The sequence below is a fragment of the Arcobacter siniprincipis (SeqCode) genome (assembly GCF_048571125.1).
GTDB classification, from domain to species: Bacteria; Campylobacterota; Campylobacteria; order Campylobacterales; family Arcobacteraceae; genus Arcobacter; species Arcobacter siniprincipis.
In genome coordinates, this window is record NZ_CP182343.1 from 823887 (window position 1) to 843864 (window position 19978).

General features: G+C 28.6%; 16 protein-coding genes. 12 read left to right on the forward strand and 4 right to left on the reverse strand.

Annotation, left to right across the window (positions count from 1 at the left end):
- Nucleotides 1-61 precede the first annotated feature (61 nt).
- Together ACNI3D_RS04180 and ACNI3D_RS04185 are read left to right on the forward strand one after the other, a co-directional pair.
- Nucleotides 62-2710, forward strand: a complete 2649-nt coding sequence (locus ACNI3D_RS04180) for a valine--tRNA ligase (protein WP_419768353.1) — start codon at nucleotides 62-64, stop codon at nucleotides 2708-2710.
- 185 nt (nucleotides 2711-2895) lie between these two features.
- Nucleotides 2896-4869: an EAL domain-containing protein gene (locus ACNI3D_RS04185; RefSeq protein WP_129100114.1), complete on the forward strand. Its 1974-nt coding sequence runs from the start codon at nucleotides 2896-2898 to the stop codon at nucleotides 4867-4869.
- A 62-nt stretch (nucleotides 4870-4931) separates the two neighbouring features.
- On the opposite strand, the gene ACNI3D_RS04190 is transcribed toward ACNI3D_RS04185, so the two are convergent.
- On the reverse strand, nucleotides 4932-5084 hold the full coding sequence (locus ACNI3D_RS04190; RefSeq protein WP_164969736.1) for a hypothetical protein: 153 nt from the start codon (nucleotides 5082-5084) through the stop codon (nucleotides 4932-4934).
- Nucleotides 5085-5100: 16 nt separating this feature from the next.
- On the reverse strand, nucleotides 5101-6564 hold the full coding sequence (locus tag ACNI3D_RS04195) for an NAD(P)/FAD-dependent oxidoreductase (RefSeq protein WP_419768354.1): 1464 nt from the start codon (nucleotides 6562-6564) through the stop codon (nucleotides 5101-5103).
- A gap of 159 nt (nucleotides 6565-6723) precedes the next feature.
- Here ACNI3D_RS04195 and ACNI3D_RS04200 point away from each other — a divergent pair, with 159 nt between their 5' ends.
- From ACNI3D_RS04200 to ACNI3D_RS04210, 3 genes are read left to right on the forward strand one after another with little or no spacing between them, the layout of a single operon-like run.
- On the forward strand, nucleotides 6724-7536 hold the full coding sequence (locus ACNI3D_RS04200) for an efflux RND transporter periplasmic adaptor subunit (protein ID WP_129100116.1): 813 nt from the start codon (nucleotides 6724-6726) through the stop codon (nucleotides 7534-7536).
- A 1-nt stretch (nucleotide 7537) separates the two neighbouring features.
- Complete coding sequence (locus ACNI3D_RS04205) at nucleotides 7538-9085, forward strand: efflux RND transporter permease subunit (RefSeq protein ID WP_129100227.1); 1548 nt, start codon at nucleotides 7538-7540, stop codon at nucleotides 9083-9085.
- Nucleotides 9085-10728 (forward strand): efflux RND transporter permease subunit, encoded by a 1644-nt coding sequence (locus tag ACNI3D_RS04210; RefSeq protein WP_419768355.1) that lies wholly within the window; start codon nucleotides 9085-9087, stop codon nucleotides 10726-10728. The genes ACNI3D_RS04205 and ACNI3D_RS04210 overlap by 1 nt, the downstream gene beginning before the upstream one ends.
- Nucleotides 10729-10764: 36 nt before the next feature.
- Here the strand turns inward: ACNI3D_RS04210 and ACNI3D_RS04215 are convergent, their stop codons facing one another.
- Nucleotides 10765-11109, reverse strand: a complete 345-nt coding sequence (locus ACNI3D_RS04215; RefSeq protein ID WP_419768356.1) for a winged helix-turn-helix transcriptional regulator — start codon at nucleotides 11107-11109, stop codon at nucleotides 10765-10767.
- 94 nt (nucleotides 11110-11203) lie between these two features.
- On the opposite strand from ACNI3D_RS04215, the gene ACNI3D_RS04220 reads away from it, so the two are divergent.
- From ACNI3D_RS04220 to ACNI3D_RS04235, 4 genes are all read left to right on the forward strand, one after another.
- The gene (locus ACNI3D_RS04220; protein ID WP_419768357.1) at nucleotides 11204-12268 is read left to right on the forward strand and encodes an oxidoreductase; all 1065 of its coding nucleotides are present in this window, start codon (nucleotides 11204-11206) and stop codon (nucleotides 12266-12268) included.
- 72 nt (nucleotides 12269-12340) lie between these two features.
- Nucleotides 12341-12646: an NIPSNAP family protein gene (locus tag ACNI3D_RS04225; protein WP_419768358.1), complete on the forward strand. Its 306-nt coding sequence runs from the start codon at nucleotides 12341-12343 to the stop codon at nucleotides 12644-12646.
- Nucleotides 12647-12668: 22 nt separating this feature from the next.
- A complete protein-coding gene (locus ACNI3D_RS04230) occupies nucleotides 12669-13307 on the forward strand; it encodes an alanine--tRNA ligase-related protein (protein WP_129100121.1) in 639 nt (212 codons plus the stop codon).
- A gap of 85 nt (nucleotides 13308-13392) precedes the next feature.
- Entirely contained in the window at nucleotides 13393-13560 is a 168-nt protein-coding gene (locus ACNI3D_RS04235) for a hypothetical protein (RefSeq protein WP_419768359.1), read from the forward strand.
- Nucleotides 13561-13648: 88 nt separating this feature from the next.
- Here the strand turns inward: ACNI3D_RS04235 and ACNI3D_RS04240 are convergent, their stop codons facing one another.
- On the reverse strand, nucleotides 13649-14188 hold the full coding sequence (locus ACNI3D_RS04240; RefSeq protein WP_419768360.1) for a TetR/AcrR family transcriptional regulator: 540 nt from the start codon (nucleotides 14186-14188) through the stop codon (nucleotides 13649-13651).
- Nucleotides 14189-14291: 103 nt separating this feature from the next.
- Between ACNI3D_RS04240 and ACNI3D_RS04245 the strand changes: the two genes are divergently transcribed.
- From ACNI3D_RS04245 to ACNI3D_RS04255, 3 genes are read left to right on the forward strand one after another with little or no spacing between them, the layout of a single operon-like run.
- A complete protein-coding gene (locus ACNI3D_RS04245; RefSeq protein ID WP_419768361.1) occupies nucleotides 14292-15446 on the forward strand; it encodes an efflux RND transporter periplasmic adaptor subunit in 1155 nt (384 codons plus the stop codon).
- Nucleotides 15443-18580, forward strand: a complete 3138-nt coding sequence (locus ACNI3D_RS04250) for an efflux RND transporter permease subunit (RefSeq protein WP_419768362.1) — start codon at nucleotides 15443-15445, stop codon at nucleotides 18578-18580. The genes ACNI3D_RS04245 and ACNI3D_RS04250 overlap by 4 nt, the downstream gene beginning before the upstream one ends.
- On the forward strand, nucleotides 18573-19961 hold the full coding sequence (locus ACNI3D_RS04255; protein ID WP_419768363.1) for an efflux transporter outer membrane subunit: 1389 nt from the start codon (nucleotides 18573-18575) through the stop codon (nucleotides 19959-19961). The genes ACNI3D_RS04250 and ACNI3D_RS04255 overlap by 8 nt, the downstream gene beginning before the upstream one ends.
- Nucleotides 19962-19978 lie beyond the last annotated feature (17 nt).

Below are 19978 nucleotides of genomic sequence, written 5' to 3' on the forward strand. Positions count from 1 at the left end.
TAATCTTTTATATACACAAAATTAGGTATAATCGCGTAATTTTAGATAAATAGGATAATTTATGAGCGAAAAGTATGAACCTTCAATTGTAGAAGATAAATTTTATAAAATATGGGAAGATAGAGGTTACTTTGAAATAGATGGTAACAAAAACATACAAGAAGATGGGAAGAATTTCTCAATAATGATGCCACCACCAAATGTAACAGGAAGTTTGCATATTGGTCATGCTTTGACATTTACATTACAAGATGTTATAACTAGATATAAAAGAATGGATGGCTATAAAACATTATGGCAACCAGGAACTGACCATGCAGGAATTGCAACACAAAATGTTGTTGAAAAACAATTGTTAGCAGAAGGTACGACAAAAGAAGAAATTGGAAGAGAAAAATTCTTAGAACGAGCTTGGAAACAAAAAGAGACAAGTGGTGGAAACATAGTTCACCAAATGAGAAAACTAGGAGTTACTCCTGCTTGGAAGCGTGAACGATTTACTATGGATGAGGGTTTACAAGAAGCAGTTAAAGAGGCTTTCGTATCTTTATACAATGAAGGACATATCACTCAAAATAACTACATGGTAAACTGGTGTACTCATGATGGTGCGTTATCAGATATTGAAGTTGAGCACGAAGAAGTAAATGGTAAGTTTTATCATATGATTTACAAGTTTGCAGATGGTTCTGGAGAGTTACAAGTTGCAACTACAAGACCAGAAACATACTTTGGAGATACGGCAATAATGGTTCATCCTGATGATTCAAGATATACAGGTATTGTAGGAAAAGAAGTTTTACTTCCACTTACAAATAGAGTTATTAAAGTAATTACAGACTCTTATGTTGATATGGAATTTGGAACAGGTGTCGTTAAAGTTACTCCAGCTCACGATCAAAATGACTACGAAGTAGGTAAAAGACACGATTTAGAGTTTATCAAAGTATTTGATGAAAAAGGTATTTTAAATGAATACTGTGGAGAATTTGCTGGACTTGAAAGATTGGAAGCTAGAAAACCAATCGTAGAAAAACTACAAGCTGAAGGTTATATAGTAAAAATAGATGAACATGTTCACCAAGTAGGGCATTGTTATAGATGTAAAAATATTGTTGAGCCCTTTATCTCTCAACAATGGTTTTTAAGCTCAGATATGGCTCAAGAGTCTATTAGAAAGACAAAAGAGACTACAAAAGAGAGAGCAAAAAGCGGTGAGCATAATGGAACATTATTTCACCCAGCACATTGGATAAACTCATATACAGCATGGATGGATGAGTTAAGACCTTGGTGTATCTCTAGACAACTTTGGTGGGGACATAGAATCCCTGTATTTACATGTGATGATTGTGGACATCAATGGGCTGATAAAGCAGATGAGCCAGAAGAATGTCCAAAGTGTAAAAGTAAAAAATTAACTCAAGACCCAGATGTACTTGATACTTGGTTTTCTTCAGCGCTATGGGCAATGTCACCTTTAGGTTGGGGAAATAATGGAAAACTAGAAGATTTATATAACTCTACTGATGAAGCAGATTTTTATCCAAATTCTTTGCTAATCACTGGTTTTGATATTATGTTCTTTTGGGTAGCTAGAATGATGATGATGGGTGAACACTTTAAAAAAGAGTTACCATTTGAAGATATTTATATGCATGCTCTTGTAAGGGATGAACATGGTGCAAAGATGTCAAAATCAAAAGGTAATGTAATTGACCCACTTGATATGGTTGAAGAGCACTCTGCTGATATTATTAGATTTACTTTAGCATATTTAGCAGTTCAAGGAAGAGATATAAAATTAGGAGCTAAAAACTTAGAGCAGTTTAGAAACTTCACAAATAAACTTTACAATGCTTCAAACTTTTTACAACTAAATGTTGATACTTTCCCTGATTTAAAAGATATAGAAATCAAAACACCACTTGGTATTTATATGCAAAGCAGATTAAGTGATGCAGTTGATGAAGTAAGAGCTACACTTGATACTTTCAAATTCAATGAAGCAGCTTCTATTCTTTATAAATTTGTATGGAATGAGTTTTGTGATTGGGGTATTGAGTATGCAAAAGCTAGCAAAGATTCAGTTGTAGAACTTGGAGCAATATTTAAAGAAACACTAAAAATGGTAAGTCCATTTATGCCATTTATTTCTGACTTTTTATATCACAAATTAAGTGGAACTTCTTTAGAAGAGGGGGAATCTTTGATGATAACAAACTTCCCTAAAGAAATAGCAAAAAATCAAGAAATGGAAGATATGTTTGCTATCATCGAAGAAGCAATTGTTGCAATAAGAAGAGCAAAAGTTATCATAGATATGGGTAATAGTAAAATTGCAAAAGCTTATATCAAACTTGATAAAACTATTGATAAAGATGTAGCAAAACCATTTATAGAAAAACTTAGCAAGTGTGAAAATATAGAGTTCGTAGATGCAAAACAAGAAAACTCTATAACAGATGTATCTGATAACCTAGAAGTTTACTTACCAACTGGTGAGATCGATATGACTCCTATTATTAATAAACTTTCTAAACAAAAAGAAAAATTAGAAAAAGAGATAGCAAAATTATCTGGAATGTTATCAAATGAAAGATTTGTAGCTAATGCTCCTTCTAATGTTATAGAAGAGAACAAGGCTGGATTATCTTTGGCTGAAGAAAAGCTTGTTAAAGTTGAGGCTGAATTGAAGTCTTTGAGTTAATTACTTTTAATGAAGACCTTTATTGGTCTTCTCTTCCTTAAAATAATAATTTTTATGCTAAAATTAAACAATTATTAGAAATATATTATAAAAATAAGAAGAATGATAAACTTAAGATATAAAAATTATATGCAGAATATTATCCTAAAAGTTTATAAATTTTTACAACGAAAGATAAACTAACTATGTCTAAAAAGAGTACAAGCTACAATCAAATTACCGCAAAAATGATATTTATTATTTTATTAATAACTTTGGGACTTGCACTTGCATATATTGAATATATCAAAAGAGATGTTATTGTTAACCTTGCAAAAGTAGATGCAAAGAAAACAAGCAGATTAGTATTTGAATCAATGTATTCAGCTATGCAAAAAGGGTGGAACAAAGATGATATTCAAGAGATTGTTCATAGACTTAACAAAGTAGATAAAAATCTTGAAATTCTTATATATAGAGGAAAAATAGTTGCTAGTATTTTTGGAGATATTGAAAATGATAAACTAGTAAGAACTACAGATAGTAGTGTTAAAAATGCTTTTAAAGGAACTGAATCCTTAGATATAATCAACTCAGATCTTATTAAATATTATTTCCCTGTAATTGCGAATGATAAGTGTAAATCTTGTCATACCAATTCCGTTTCAGGTGATGTATTAGGTGTTATAAATATAAATTATCCTATAACTGATTTGAAAATATCTTTTAATGATATGATTGATATATTTTTTATTTTTATTATTGGTTTTACAATTATAATCTTTATACTACTGTTTTTAAATTTTAATAAATATTTACTTTCACCTATTAATAATTTTATTAAAACTGCGAATATTATCAAAAAAAGTAGTGATATAAAACAAAGAGTAACAGTAGATTATGATATTAATGAGATACAATCAATGCAAGTTATTTTTAATGAAATGCTTGATTCAATTGAGCATCAATTTTATTATGATCATTTGACAGGACTAAAAAACAGAAGAGCTTTATTGGAAGACTTAGATAATAAAAAAGATTTATTATTTATGATAATCAATATAGATAAATTTGAGCAAATAAATAATCTTTATGGTGATGAAATTGGTGATAAAATACTTTTAAAATACAAAGAAAAATTCAAAGAACTTCTTCCCTCTACTTCAATTTTATACAAAATGCATGCGGATGAATTTGGTGTAATATCACATGGCTCAATTGACTTAGAAGAGTTTGAAAATATTGCTTCATATATCATAAGTCAACTAGGTAAGTATGAATTTAAAATATCTGATGAAAAAACTATTTTTATCAATCTTACTATTGGTATATCTCATGGATCAACTCTTCTTCTTCCAAATGCTGATATGGCACTTAAACTTGCTAAAAAGAATAAGAAAAACTATCTTATTTATACTGATGATATGAGAACTTTAAAAGAGTATGAAAATAGATTAAGTTGGACACAAAGACTTATGAGAGCAATTGAAGAAGATAAAATTGTGCCACTATTTCAACCTATTGTTGATTGTACCACTTTAGAAGTTATTAAGTATGAAGCTCTTATGAGAATAAAAAGTGATGAAGATGATTATATTGTTCCGATACATTTTTTAAATATCTCAAAAGAAAACAAAATATATTTTAAATTGACCTTGATAATGTTACAAAAAACTTTTGATATTTGTAAGAAAACAAATTATAAATTTTCAATAAATTTGACTAAAGATGATATGTTAAATGATGAAATTATTAGATTTATAGAAAATGAATTTAAATCATCTGATATTGCTAACAAAATTACATTTGAGATACTTGAGTCTGAAGGTATTGAAAACTATAATGAAATAATAAATTTTATAACAATTGTAAAAAAATATGGAGCAACAATATCTATAGATGATTTTGGAACAGGATATTCAAATTTTGAATATCTAATAAAATTAAATTTTGACTATCTAAAAATAGATGCTAGTATGATAAAAAATATTGACAAAGATGAAAAGGCACAATTAGTAACGAAAACAATAGTTGACTTTGCTCAAAAAATTGGTGTGAAGACAATCGCTGAGTTTGTTTCTAGTAAAGATATCTTATCAAAAGTACAAGAATTGGGTATAGACTATGCTCAAGGGTATTATTTAGGGGAACCAACTTCTATAAAAGCTCTAAATAAGTAATTAGAAACGAAGAATAAACTCTTTAAGGGAGTATAATAAAGAAGATTTAACTTCTTTATTAACTAGTGCGATTTTCTTACAACCAATATCATCTTAATATTAATTACAATAAATCTAATGATTTGCCATAAGATACAAGTTCTCATAAATCTTACAAATCTACTTGGTTTTGGTGGATAGTATGCTTGCTCATAAGGTTTAGTATTTTTATTCATAATTATATTTCTCCTATTATTCTGGGATTAAAGTCCAGCCCGGTTTTAGTTGAGCTTTATATATAAACATATGATGTAACAAATGTTTAATCCAATGTCCTGCTGTTCCTACTTCTCCAAAAGTTGAGTCTTGGTCTCTTCCTGTTTCTGGATATTTTTCATAGTCTGGAACTACGGGATAAACTGTCATTGCAGCAGCTGTTCCTGTAAAGAAACCTTTACCCGTACTTGCAACACAAGCAGCACCCATACTACTCATGCTTGCTGTATGTGTAGGAGTAGTTGATTTTCCAGTAATCATATCGCAAATAGAATGTGCAACTGCTTTTCCCATGATACCACTTGGCATACCCGTTCTTGGTGGTGTTGGAGTTATCATTGTACCATTTGGTGATTTTTGTGGTTTTGAAATAGGGTGAGGAGGTGCAAAAGCAATACCAACTGCAAAAATATTTTTATAAGTTGGATTTTGTAATGTTTTTGGCCAATCACTAGCTTTCCAATCTTCATATGCTTTTGGAGTATAATCAGCATCAACTTTTAAAAATCCATTTGGTGCAAAAATTGTATCAGTGATATCACTTCCATCTTTACCATATGCTTTTAATCCAACTCCAGCAAATGGTGGAATCAACATAGCTAAATCAAACTCTTGAGAATGGTATTCTCCATTTAATAGTTCGTAATGAGCTAAGCCTTTTTCTATTTTATTTACATGAGCACCTGTAATCCAACTAAGTCCTCTTTCTGCATAAATTGATTCAGTAAATACTCTTGAATGTGTTAGGTATCCACCTCTATTGATATGCATTCCTCCCATACCAAAGTCACCCAAAGTCTCTTCATTTGATATCCAGACTAGATTGGCATGTTCTCTAACACCTCTTTTTTTAAGAATATGTTCGATATTAAAAATATATTCAAAAGCAGCACCTTGACAAGTACACATTCCATGTCCTGTCCCTACTAAGATAGTTTGTTTTTCACCTTTTGACATTTTTTCAATGCATTTTTCTAATTCATGATATGCATGGACAGCATGATCTGCTGTACAAACTGAAACTGTATTTCCATCAACTTCAGGATCCAATCCAGGTGTTGCAGCAAAATTTAGTTTTGGACCAGTTGCATTAATCAAATAATCATAAGTAAGTTCTTCTATTTGTGAAGCTTTATCTTCACTGGTATATTCAATAGTTACATAGGGCTTAAAATTTTCAGTTTTTCCATCAGGATGAATAGATAAGGCTTTTGCTTGTTTATATGTAATACCAGCTTTTTTATATATAGGTGCTAAATCAAAAGTTACATCTTCTTTACCCATTTCTCCTACTCCAACCCAAATATTTGATGGTATCCAATTCCATTTTGAATTTGGTGTAACAACTACAACTTCATGGGATTTCCCAAGCCATTTTGCTGCAAATGATGCAGCAGTATGTCCAGATACCCCTCCTCCTAAAACGACAACTCTTGCCATAATCTATCCTTATTATAGTATAATGACAAATTCTATATCTTTATAAATTATATAAAGCTTAAATTATAAGAATATCTTATTTTAAAATAATTTAATATTTATATAATTTTTAAAAATGTATAATTATAAATACTTATAATTAATTGGAGTAAAATATTAATGAAAACATCTCTTTTAAGTCATCTATTGAAGGTCTTTATACTTTCAATAATCTCTACAAACCTATATAGTGAGCCTTTAGAATTATCTAGTTTTATTGTTAGTGATAATCAAAAGACAATTTCAAGTAAATATAATGGATATATAGAAAAAATCTATATTAGTGAAGGTGAATATATTAAAAAAGGAAAACTTCTTTTGAAAATAGATTCAAAAGAAATGTCAACTTCAAAATCTCAAACTTTGCTTAGTATTGAACAAGCCAAGTTAAATTTTAATATTGCAAAAAATGATTTAGATAAAGCTACAATTGATTTTGATAGATACAAAAGACTTTTTGAAAAACAGATGATTTCAAAAAATGATTTTGAAAATTTTGAACTTAAAAAAAATAATCTAGATAAAAATCTACAAATAGCAAAAAAATCTATAAAACAAAGTGAAGATAAACTTCAAGAGATAAATAAAAATCTCAAATATCTAAATATAAGAGCTTCAAGCGATGGTTTAATAATCAAAAAAAATATCAATGAAGGGGAATTGGCAACAGCTGGTACACCACTTTTAACAATAAGTGATGTTGATAATTTAAATCTTTATTTAGATGTAGCTGAGAGTGATTTATCAAAATTTAGAGAAAAAGAGAATTTAGATATCTATATTGAATCTCTTAATATAAATCAAAAAGCAATAGTAGTAGCGATATTGCCAAGTGTTGATTCTGGGATTAATAGTTTTAGAGTAAAGCTAAGTTTTAAAAGAACAGATAAAAGAGTACTTCCTGGAATGTATGCAAAAGTGAGAGTTGAATAAGATGGATTACAAATCTATAAAAGTACACAATATTGGTGGACTACTTTCTAAAACTTTTCTACATAACTCTTTAACTCCCGTAATTGCGGTTTTTATTTTGATTTTAGGATATATAGCACTTACTTTTATGCCAAGGGAAGAAAATCCACAAATGATTGTTTCTGGTGGGAATATTATAGTTTCACTTCCTGGTGCAACACCTCAAGAAGTGGAAAATGTTATTGTAAAACCAATTGAGAGAAAGATGAAAGAGGTTTTAGGAGTTGAGCATGTTCAAGGAATAGCAAGACAAGATGTGGGAATAATAAATGTCATGTTTTTTATTGGAGAAGATAAAGAGCAATCAAATCTAAAAATGTATGATAAGATGATGCAAAACTTAGATATATTACCACTGGGAGCTAGTCAACCGCTTATAAAACCTCTTGATATTGATACTGATATTCCTATTTACTCTATTGCTTTTTATTCTAAAAATAATAAAATTAGTCAAGCAGATTTATATGAAAAAGTAAAACAGTTACAACAAAAATTTAATGCTATAGAAAATATAGCACAAGCTAATATTATTGGTGGACATAAAAAACAATTTAATATTTTACTTGATACCAATAAACTAAATCGTTACAATTTAACAATCAATGACGTAAAACAAGCCCTTAGTGCTATTATAATTAATTCTCCCCAGTTAAAAAAAGCTAGGGGAAATGAGATAAGAATTGGAAGTATAAAAAATGTACTTCAATCTATAAATGATGTTCAAAATATAATTATTCCCGCAAGTAATACAATTGTATATTTAAAAGATATAGCTACTATAAGTGATGGGGTTGACTTTCAAAACTATAAAAAAGTAGAAATAAATCTAAAAGATAAAAATCTTTATCCACAAGTTACACTAACCCTATCTAAATTAAAAGGTTCAAATGCCGTTGTAATAGCTGATGAAGTAACTGAAAGATTATCTGAAATGAGAAGTGAATTTGAAAAAGAGGGAATAAATTACACTATTACAAGAAATGATGGTGAGAGAGCAAATGATGCTGTAACTGAACTTATGTTTCACCTTTTGATTTCAGTTGTTATTATTATTTTATTATTGATATTTGTGCTTGGTTGGAAAGAGGCTATGATTGTAACTTTTACCATTCCTGCTATTTTTGCGATTACTCTTTTTGTAGCATATTTAGGTGATCAGACAATAAATAGAATTACTCTGTTTGCTTTTCTTTTATCCCTTGGACTTTTAGTTGATGATGCTATTGTTGTGGTAGAAAATATTCATAGACATTTTCATAAAGAAGATAGTAAAAATAAAACAAATGAAGAGATTATGGTAGAAGCAACTGATGAAATTGGAGCTTCTACAAATATAGCAACAATAGCAATTATTCTAACAATGGTACCTATGGCATTTGTAGGACAAATGATGGGACAATTTATGAGACCAATTCCTCTAAATGTACCAGTAGCGATGGCTGCTTCACTTATAATAGCATATATTTTTACCCCATATTTTGCAAATAAAATATTAAAAAGAGGAAAATAATGAATAGTATTAATAATCTGGTTCATTTATGTATAAAAAATAAAAAAAATAAAACAATAATACTTTTGGTAACTCTATTTGCCTTTTTATTTTCTGTATATTTACTTCCTTTAGAAGTTGTAAAAGCAAAAATGCTTCCAGGAAAAGATTCAAATACTTTTACGGTATATGTAGATTTACCAACAGGAAGTTCAATCTATCAGACAAAAAAAGTAACTGATGGTGTTGTTGGTGTATTACAAAAAGAAAAAGAAGTTTTAGACTCAGAAGTTTTTTTAGGAACTTCATCTCCCCTTGATTTTGCAGGACTTGTTAAAATGAGTGGATTAAAAAGTGGAGAGAACTTTGCAGAAATAGTTGTAAATATTTTAAAAAAGCATGATAGGGAAGAACCTTCATTTCTTATGGCTCAAAGATTAAGAATAGAGATAAATAAAGTTGTTGAAAAAATCAATCCAAAGGCTACTATAAAAATGGTAGAACCACCAGCTGGTCCTCCTGTATTAGCAGCAATCGTTGCAGAAATTTATGGAGATAATTATAACTCTATAGAAAAACTTGCAAGAAAAGTTGAAAAAGTTTTCAAAAAAACTGATGGCTTAGTTGATATTGATATTATTGGGGATGATGATTATGAAAAGTATGAGTATATCCTTGATTATGAAAAAATAAAAAGACTTGGAATAAGAGTAAATAGTGTAACTGACTTACTTGAAACAGCATTTAATGGTAAAGTTGTAAATACTAAAAATTCATCAAAATATTCTACTCAAATTGATTTATTTATGAGAACAAAACAAAGAGATTTTGATGTGAATAATGCCTTATCATCTTTAAAAGTAAAAAGCTCAAATGGTAATTTAGTGCCTTTAGTAAGTATTGTAAAAGTAAAAAAAGTAAAAAATGAAAAAACGATATATTCAAAAGATTTGAAAACTATGTTAAATGTAGTGGCAGAAACAGATATGGTATCTCAAATCTATCCACTACTTGATGCTAGAACTTTTATAAAAGAGAATTTTGGTGATGAATATAAAGTGACAAGTGCAAATATGTTAAACCTTTGGCTTACAGATAAAAAGACAGGTGAAAAATTAAAGCTTGTTTGGGATGGAGAATTAAAAGTAACATTAGATACTTTTAGGGATTTAGGTGGGGCTTTTATAGCAGCACTTGTTCTTATATTTTTACTTATGGTTGTTTATTATAAAAACTTTGCTTTAAGTGGAATTGTATTGTTATCAAGCTTCTTATCAATCATTGGTGTGATTTTTGGACATCTATTTGTAGATATAGTTACAACCCACACTTTCTTTTTAACAGCAACTTCTCTTATAGGTTTTATTGCTCTAATTGGTATTAGTTCAAGAAATGCACTTTTACTAATAGATTTTACAAAACATTTAGTTGCAACTGGAATAGAGAAGAAAGAAGCAATAGCAACATCTGCATCAATAAGAGCAAAACCAATTATTCTAACAGCTGCCTCGATTATCCTAGCTTCATTATTACTAGCAAACGATGCAGTTTTTGGAGGTCTTGGTGTCTCGTTAATCTTTGGAACAATAGCAGCAGTAATTGCATCAATTTTTGTTGTTCCTGTATTGATTGATAATATTGATGAAAGTGTTTTAAAAGCTTAAAATAACTGAAGAGTATAAATAAGTAATAGAATTGATTTACTTATTTATCTCTCCATACTCTTCTGCCATTTCATCTCCCCATTTTGATAATTGATAAAAAATCGGTATAAGTTTTTCACCATTTTTTGTTATTGTATATTCTACTTTTGGTGGTATGACTGGATAAACTTTTCTTGATATAAGGTTATGTTTTTCCAAATCCCTAAGGGTTTGAGTCAACATTTTTTGTGTTATCTTTCCTAAAATTTTATGAATTTCATTATATCTCATAGTTCCCTTACTAAGATGCCAAAGAACAAGTCCTTTCCACTTCCCAGATACGATATCTAGGACAAACTCAAATGAACATGTATAATCTTTTTCTTTGTATTTTATCTGCATTAGTATCCTTTTGGTATGTATATACCTCTTGAGGTAGTTCTTGACAATATAACATATAAAAGTTAAAGTTTCGAAAAAATAAAAGGAAATAGTTATGAAAGAAAATTCAATTTTATTCTCTCCTATTACTTTAGGAAATTTAACTTTAAAAAATCGTATTGTAATGGCACCAATGACAAGAACACAAGCTAAAAATAATATACCAACAGAAGATATGATAAGTTATTATGATAGAAGAGCAAAAGGTGGCACAGCATTAATTATAAGTGAAGGAACATTTGTAAATCATGAAGTTGCAAATGGTAATTTTGATGCTCCTGCATTTTATGGTGATGCTTTAATTATGTGGAAAAAACTAGTGGATAAAGTTCACGCTTCTGGGGCAAAAATAATGCCACAACTTTGGCATGCAGGAAACACAAGAAAACTAGGAGTATCTCCAAATGAAAATATGCTAAGTATTGGTCCAATGAATGAATATATTGAAGGTAAACAAACTGTAAGAGCTATGAGTCAAAATGATATAGATGAAGTAATTAAAGCATTTACAAAAGCTGTCCTTGATGCAAAGGAGTTGAATTTTGATGGAGTAGAACTTCTTGCTGCCCATGGATATTTGATAGATCAATTTTTTTGGGAAAAAACAAATCAAAGAACAGATAAATATGGAGGATCATTTACTAATAGATTGCGTTTTGCAAGTGAATTAGTAAAGTCAATAAAAAAAGCAGTAGGAAAAGATTTTCCCGTAGTATTTCGTTTTTCACAATGGAAAACTGGATATTATGATGCAAAAATTGCTAAAAATAAAGAAGAATTAAAAGAGCTTCTTTTATCACTAGTTGAAGCAGGGGTTGATATTTTTCATGTTAGTGAGAGAAGATTTTGGATGCCAACTTTTAAAGAATCACCACTTACTCTTGCTGCATATGTTAAGAAAATAACAAATAAACCAGTAATAACAGTTGGAAATATTGGACTTGATGAAGATTTGGAAACTATTAAATTAGTAGAAAAAAAACTACATGATAATGAGTTTGATATGGTTGCTGTAGGAAGAGCTTTGTTAGCTGATGCTAATTGGGTAAATAAAATAAAAGATAATAGAATAAATGAAATCATTCCTTTTAATGAAGATTGTTTAAAAGTACTGTATTAAAATCAATGACATACTTGTTAATTTAAGAGCAAAGTAGTTAGAATTTTGCAAAATAAATATTAGGAATATACTATGATAACATGTTATTTAAATTATATAATTGATGTAAATAAAATAAAAGAGTTTGAACATTATGCAAAATTATGGATTCCTTTAGTAAATAAGTTTGGAGGAACACATCATGGATATTTTCTTCCATCAGAAGGAAAAAACAATGTTGCTTTAGCTTTATTTACATTTCCAAGTTTAGCTACTTATGAAAAATATAGAAATGAATCTTTTGAAGATAAAGAGTGTATAGCTGCCTTTAAATATGCAGAAGATACAAATTGCATTATCAGTTATGAAAGAAGCTTTTTTAGACCAGTTTTTAGTTAATAAGAAAATAAAAAGAATTAAAATGAGTAATAAAGTATTTTGGAAAAATCCATATCAGACTGAATTACATACAAGAATAAAATCAATTGATGATAATAAGGTTGAATTAGAAGAGACAATCTTTTATGCTGAATCAGGTGGTCAAGAAAGTGATAAGGGAACAATCAATGGCTTTGAAGTAATTAAGGCAGAGAAATCTGGTAAGTCAATTTTTTATACACTTGAATCAGCCTCTAATTTTGTTATTGGACAAGATGTATTAGTTAAAATTGATTGGACTCGACGGTATAAACTTATGAAATTACACTTTGCGGCTGAAGTTGTATTAGAATTATTTTACAAGAGATTTACTAATCTCGAAAAAATAGGTGCCCACATATCTGAAAATAAAAGTCGAATAGATTTTGAATTGAATGAAAGCATATCTTCTTTGCTTTCTGAAGTTCAAGCAGAAGCACAAAGTTTAATTGATGCAGATTTATTTATTGAAAGTGCTTATTCAGATGAGAAAAACGAACGAAGGTATTGGAAAGTTGAAGATTTTGCACAAGTAGCATGTGGAGGTACTCACTTGAAAAAAACATCAGAAGTAGGGCAATTGATTTTAAAAAGGAAAAATATTGGTAAAGGTAAAGAGAGAGTAGAGATTTATATTAATTAATATATAAGTTTAAATTCTAACTTTTCTCTCATGAATACCTAACGATTTTCGCTTCTTCACTTTTTGGTGGCAAAAAGTAAAACCTGTGTTTTCACTCTCTTTGATAAAAAGCCACCAACCGTATCAAAGCCCATTAGCTTTAATGATTATTGCACTATCAAGAAGTTTTATTTTTTTAGTAATACCAATTGCAGAAGCGGTTACTTTTGTGATTGCAAGTGTGTTATTTAGAAAAGTTAGACAAAAAAAATAGCTTGAGAATATATGTGTAAAAAGTGATATACTAGAAATTAAATACTTTTTGAGTTATAAATATCATGAAAAATAAAACTAAATCATTTTTATAATAGAAAAGTTTTCAAATCTTCGAAAATTTCTTTTTGTTCTTTCTCTGATAGATTGATGTATTTTAAAGTCATAGAAGTAAACATTGCTTCTGAAAACAAGAAAGCTAATCTTAACTTTTTACCTTCATCTGTATTTGTATCAATTGATCCTAAAGCACTGCTATGCCAATCTTGTAATCCTTCGAAAACAGATTTGTCTTGCAAAAGCACAGTAATAACTTTAGATATCTTATCCAATTCTTCGTTGCTATTGTACTTTGAAATATATTCAATATGTGCTTTTAATTCGGAATATTTTGAATTCGTATCTTTTGACAAAATTTTTATTTGATGGTTATAATCATCATCATTCTTTTCAAAAACTGCTTTTATCATGGCCTCTTTATTTCCAAAAATATATTGAACACCACCTATTGAAATATTTGCTTTTTTAGCTACCTTTCTAATACTTAAACCAGAAATACCTTCATTCAAAATAATATCTTCAATAATACTTATTAAATAATTTTTATCTATTTTATTTTTTGTACCCAAACGCTTCCTTTTTTCATATCATATTATTTAATAAAAAATTAAGACTACTTTAAATAGTATTCATGCCATTAAATACATACGTATGTATTGTAAAGGTTAATTAATGAAATTTTGCTTAAAAGGTTTATTTTTATTACTACTTACGATTCTTTTATTAGGATGTGGTAATCAAAAAAAGAATGACTTTTCGGAAGAAAAACAAAAAATTGAAGTTGGATATATAACACTAAATAAACAAGAAGTTCCTTTTCAACAAGAGTTATCAGGAAGAATCAAAGCTATTTACAAATCTGAAGTTAGACCACAAATTGATGGTATTATAAAAAAACGACTTTTTAAAGAAGGAAGTTATGTAAAAAAAGATGATATTTTATATGTAATCGATCCCGATTCATATCAAGCTACTTATGAAGAAGCATTAGCAACATTAAAAAGTTCAGAAGCAAATTTAATTACACTAAAATTAAAGAATGAGAGATATAAAGAATCTGTAAAGTTTAATGTGATATCTAAACAAGAAGCAGATGATGCCAAAGCTGCTTATTTACAAGCAATTGCTTTGGTTGAACAAAATAAAGCTTTGGTAAAAAGTGCTAAAATTAATTTAGATAGAACAAAAATAAAAGCACAAATCTCAGGCTTTATTGGAATATCTAATTACACTGTTGGTGCCTTAGTCTCGCAAAATCAAGCAAATGCATTAACTACAATACGAGATACAAATAAAGTATATGTAGATTTAAGTCAATCTAACAATCAACTATTTAAATTAAAAAAATTAAATAAAGATAGAATAAAAGAAGATAAAATAAATGTAAATATCATTTTGCCAGATGACACCGTGTATAAACATACTGGAAAACTCAAACTTCAAGAAATATCAGTTGATGAAGATACTGGATATGTAACTTTAAGAGCAGAATTCCCAAATCCAGATGGAGAATTATTAGATAATATGTTTGTAAATACGGTAATTGAGAGTGGTAGTTCTAGTGCTTTTTTAGTTCCCCAACAAGCCGTTACTTTAGATGCAAAATCTAATTATATTGTTACTACCATTCAAAAAAATAATACTACTGAAACAAAAATAATAACCGTAATAAGAGCAATAGGCAATAAATGGCTTGTAACAGATGGTATTTCTCAAACAGATAAAATTATAATTGAGGGTCTAAATAAAATCAATGAAAAAAGTATTGTTATTCCAAAAGATCTTAACAATTTATATGTAGATAACTCAAAAGCAGAAGTAAAATGATAGCTCGTTTTTTTATTAATCATCCTATTTTTGCATGGGTAATATCTTTACTTATAATGTTATTAGGATTACTTTCTATAAAAAATTTACCAGTAGAACAGTATCCAGATATTGCTCCTCCTACAATTAATATTCAAGCAACATACGCTGGAGCAACAGCTAAGACTATTGAAAATAGTATCACTCAACTTATAGAAGAAGAATTAACTGGATTAGATGGATTATTGTATTTTTCTTCAACTAGTCAAACAGGAAGTTCAAGTATAAATGTTGTATTTGAAAAGGGTATAGATCCAGATATTGCTCAAGTTAAAGTAAATAATAAGATTCAACAAGTACTTCCAAGACTTCCAGAAGATGTTAGAAAAGAAGGGGTTAGTGTTGTAAAATCACAAGATGATTTTCTTATGATACTTAGTATGCATGATGAATCAGGAAAATCAAGTGAAAATGATATTTCAGATTATTTAATCACCAATATAAAAGATGGACTTTCTAGAATAAATGGTGTTGGTGGAGTTGAACTTTTTGGTTCAGAATATGCAATGAGAGTTTGGATAGATCCCAAAAAACTTAAATCTTATAATCTAATGCCTTCAGATATTAATAATGCAATTTTAAAACAAAATGCACAAGTATCTGCAGGAAGTATTGGAGCAAGACCACAGGTAAAAGGTCAAGAGTTAAATGCAGATGTTGTATCAAGAAGTAAATTAGAAAATGCAAAAGAGTTTGAAAATATTGTAATAAAAAGTAATAAAAATGGTGCAGATGTTCTTTTAAAAGATGTTGCAAAAGTTGTATTAGGTAGCAATGATTACTCTTTTATATCAAAAAATAATGGATATCAAGCAAGTGGTATAGGTATAAAATTATCTTCTGGTGCAAATGCTGTTGATGTAGCAAAAAGAGTTAGAGAATATTTGTCATCATTTGAGAACTCTTTACCAAGTGGATACATAATTTCATATCCTTATGATACAACTATTTTTATTGAAGAATCTATAAAAGAAGTTGTAAAAACACTCTTTGAAGCTGTGTTTTTGGTGGTTGTTGTAATGTTTGTTTTTCTAAATAGTTGGCGTGCGACTATAATCCCTGCTATTGCAGTACCCGTGGTACTGCTTGGTACCTTTGCTATTTTGAATTTTTTAGGATTTACAATAAACTCTTTAACTATGTTTGCAATGGTATTATCCATAGGTTTATTGGTTGATGATGCTATTGTTGTTGTTGAAAATGTAGAAAGGAATATGAGAGAAAAAAAGCTTTGTGCTAAAGAAGCAACTATTATAGCAATGGATGAAATCACGAGTGCTTTAATTGGAGTTGCAACTGTACTTTCTGTAGTATTTTTACCAATGATATTTTTTACAGGTTCTACTGGAATTATATATAAACAATTTGCAGTTACAATTATATCTTCTATGGTTTTATCCGTTGTTGTAGCATTGACACTATCTCCTGCTATTTGTGCTACCTTTTTAAAACCTCATAATCCAAATAAAAAGAGTAATGATGTACTTGATTGGTTTAATAGAAAATTCAGTAATTTAACAAAAAAATATAAATCAGGAATTTTTAAATTTATTAATGCTCCTATCAAATCACTTGTTGCTTATATTGCAATAATAGCTGTAAGTATTTTATTTTTTATAAAATTACCTACGGGATTTATACCACCTGAAGATCAAGGTGATTTGATGATTCAATTTACCCTTCCAGCTGGTGCAAGTACAACACGTTCTGAAAATACTGAAAAAATAATAAGAGATTATTTTTTAACAGAAGAAAAAAGTAATATAAATTCTATTTTTTCAATTGTTGGTTTTACTTTTTCAGGAAATGGACAAAATGGAGGATTAGGATTTGTTGAGTTAAAAAATTGGGATCAAAGAGCTGGTATAGAAAATAGTGCAGATTCCATTGCTAATAGAGCAATGATGAAGTTTACAGATAATAAGTCAAAATATTTTATAAGAGATGCGCAAGTATTTGTAATGAATCCATCTTCTGTTCCTGGTTTAGGTAATACAGATGGCTTTGAATTTCAATTGCAAGCTGGTGCTAAAATGACAAGAGATGATTTATCAGTAGCAAAAAATTCTTTACTAAAAGAAGTAAATTCAAATAAACTGATAGTAAATGCAAGAGTTGAAGGAACTGAAGAGACACCAAAATTAAAACTTGATTATGATAAGAAAAAAATCTTTTCATTGGGATTATCTTATGATGATATTGATAATACCCTAAATACAGCTTGGGCAGGTTCTTATGTTAATGATTTTATTGATAAATCAAGAATAAAAAGAGTCTATGTACAAGCTGATGCAAAATATCGATCTAAACCTGAAGATTTATATCAATGGAATGTTAGAAATAATGAAAATAAAATGGTCTCTTTTGAAGAGTTTACTAATATCTCTTGGAAAAAATCTGAGAAATCATTGACAAGATATAATGGCTTAGCTTCTTATTTAATTCAAGGTGAAGCTGCTTCTGGCGTAAGTTCTGGAGTTGCAATGGATGAGATGGAAAGATTAGCAAAACTTAATAATAAAGATACTAAATATGCATGGAGTGGCTTATCTTATCAAGAAAGATTGTCAAGCGGTCAAGCTATATATTTATACGCATTATCTTTAGTTGTTATATTTTTATGTTTAGCTGCTTTATATGAGAGTTGGAGTATTCCTTTTTCTGTTTTATTAGCTGTACCATTAGGAGTTGTTGGAGCCGTTATTGCAGTATATTTTAGAGGATTGAACAATGATATATATTTTCAAGTTGCACTTTTAACAACAATTGGATTGGTCTCTAAAAATGCAATATTGATAGTTGAGTTTGTTGAAAATGCTTATAAAAAAGGTGAATCATTAACAGTTGCAGCAGTAGAAGGAGCAACTTTGAGATTTAGACCAATAATTATGACTTCATTAGCTTTTATTGCTGGTATTATTCCTTTAGCAATTTCAACAGGGGCAGGAGCAAATAGTAGGATTTCAATAGGTACAGGAATTATTGGTGGTACATTAACAGCCACACTCTTAGTAATATTTTATGTTCCTCTTTTATTCATTTTAATAAAAAAAGTATTTGAAAAAAAAGAGATAAAAGGGACAAAAGATGTTTAAATTTTTATTTATTATAATAAATATTCTTATATTTACAGGATGTAGCTTAAAGCCAGAAATTGCATATAATAACTCCATAATACCACCTAAATTTAAGAATGCAGTAGATAAAAATACTAAGGTAGAATATATACAACCAAAGTGGGAAGATTTTGTAAAAAATGATAAATTAAAGAAATTGATTAAATTGGCTCTTGAAAATAATAGAGATTTGAAAATAGCAATTTTAAATATAGAATCAGCAAGAGCTACATATAGAATAGAAAAATCAAAATATTTTCCTTCTATTGAAGCAAAAGCCAATAATACAAACTCAAGAAACATTACATCAAATAATAATACAGAGATATCTCGTACATATTCTTCAAAGTTTGGAGCTTCTTATGAGCTTGATTTATTTGGGAAAATTAGAAATTCAAATGATTTTGCATTACAAAGTTATTTAGCTACAAAATATGCAACAACAGCAACAAAAATTAGTTTAATCTCTGAAGTTATTAATAGTTGGAATACTCTTTGTGCAAATATTGAACAGTTGAAAATATTAGAAAAAAGTATTGAAAATTTAACTTTATCATATGAATTAACACAAAAAAAATTTGATATGGGTATTAGCTTAATTGATGATGCTCTTAGTGCAAAAACGAGTTTAAAAGAAGCAGAAGTAAGCCTTTTAAATCAGAAAACAATTATAGAAAAAAATAAGAATACGTTAGAACTCTTGGTATCAACAACAATTCCTAAAAATTTAATACCAAGTGGTTTTGAAGAAAATGAAAAAAGTCTTATGCTAATTCAAGCTGGAATTTCATCAAAAGTTTTATTTTCACGCCCTGATATTATTCAAGCTGAATACAATTTAAAAGCAAAAAATGCAAATATAGGTGTTGCAAGAGCTGCATTTTTCCCTTCTATTAGTTTAACAGCAGATTATGGTCTTGCAAGTAATTCTTTGAGTTCATTATTTAATGGAAATTCAAAAACTGTATGGTCTTTTATACCAAGTATCAATTTACCTATTTTTAAAGGAGGTGAAAATATGGCAAATTTGGATTATGCAAAAGCTCAACAAAAAATAGCTCTTGCTCAATATGAAAAAACTATACAGTCTGCATTTAGAGATGTATCTGATGCATTGAGTGAAAGGTCGAATATAACTAAACAGCTCAAGGCACAAAAAGATTTAGTAAATACAGCAAAAAAAAGTTATGACATATCTTTAAATTCTTATAAGTATGGATTAGGGAACTATTTAAATGTTTTAATTTCACAAAAAAAGTTTTTTGATTCAAAAAGAGCTTTAATCGATACGAAATTAAGTGAGTTAATAAATAGAGTAAATTTATATACTTCTTTAGGTGGTAATGAGAAAATAGATTAAATCTATTTTCTTTTTTA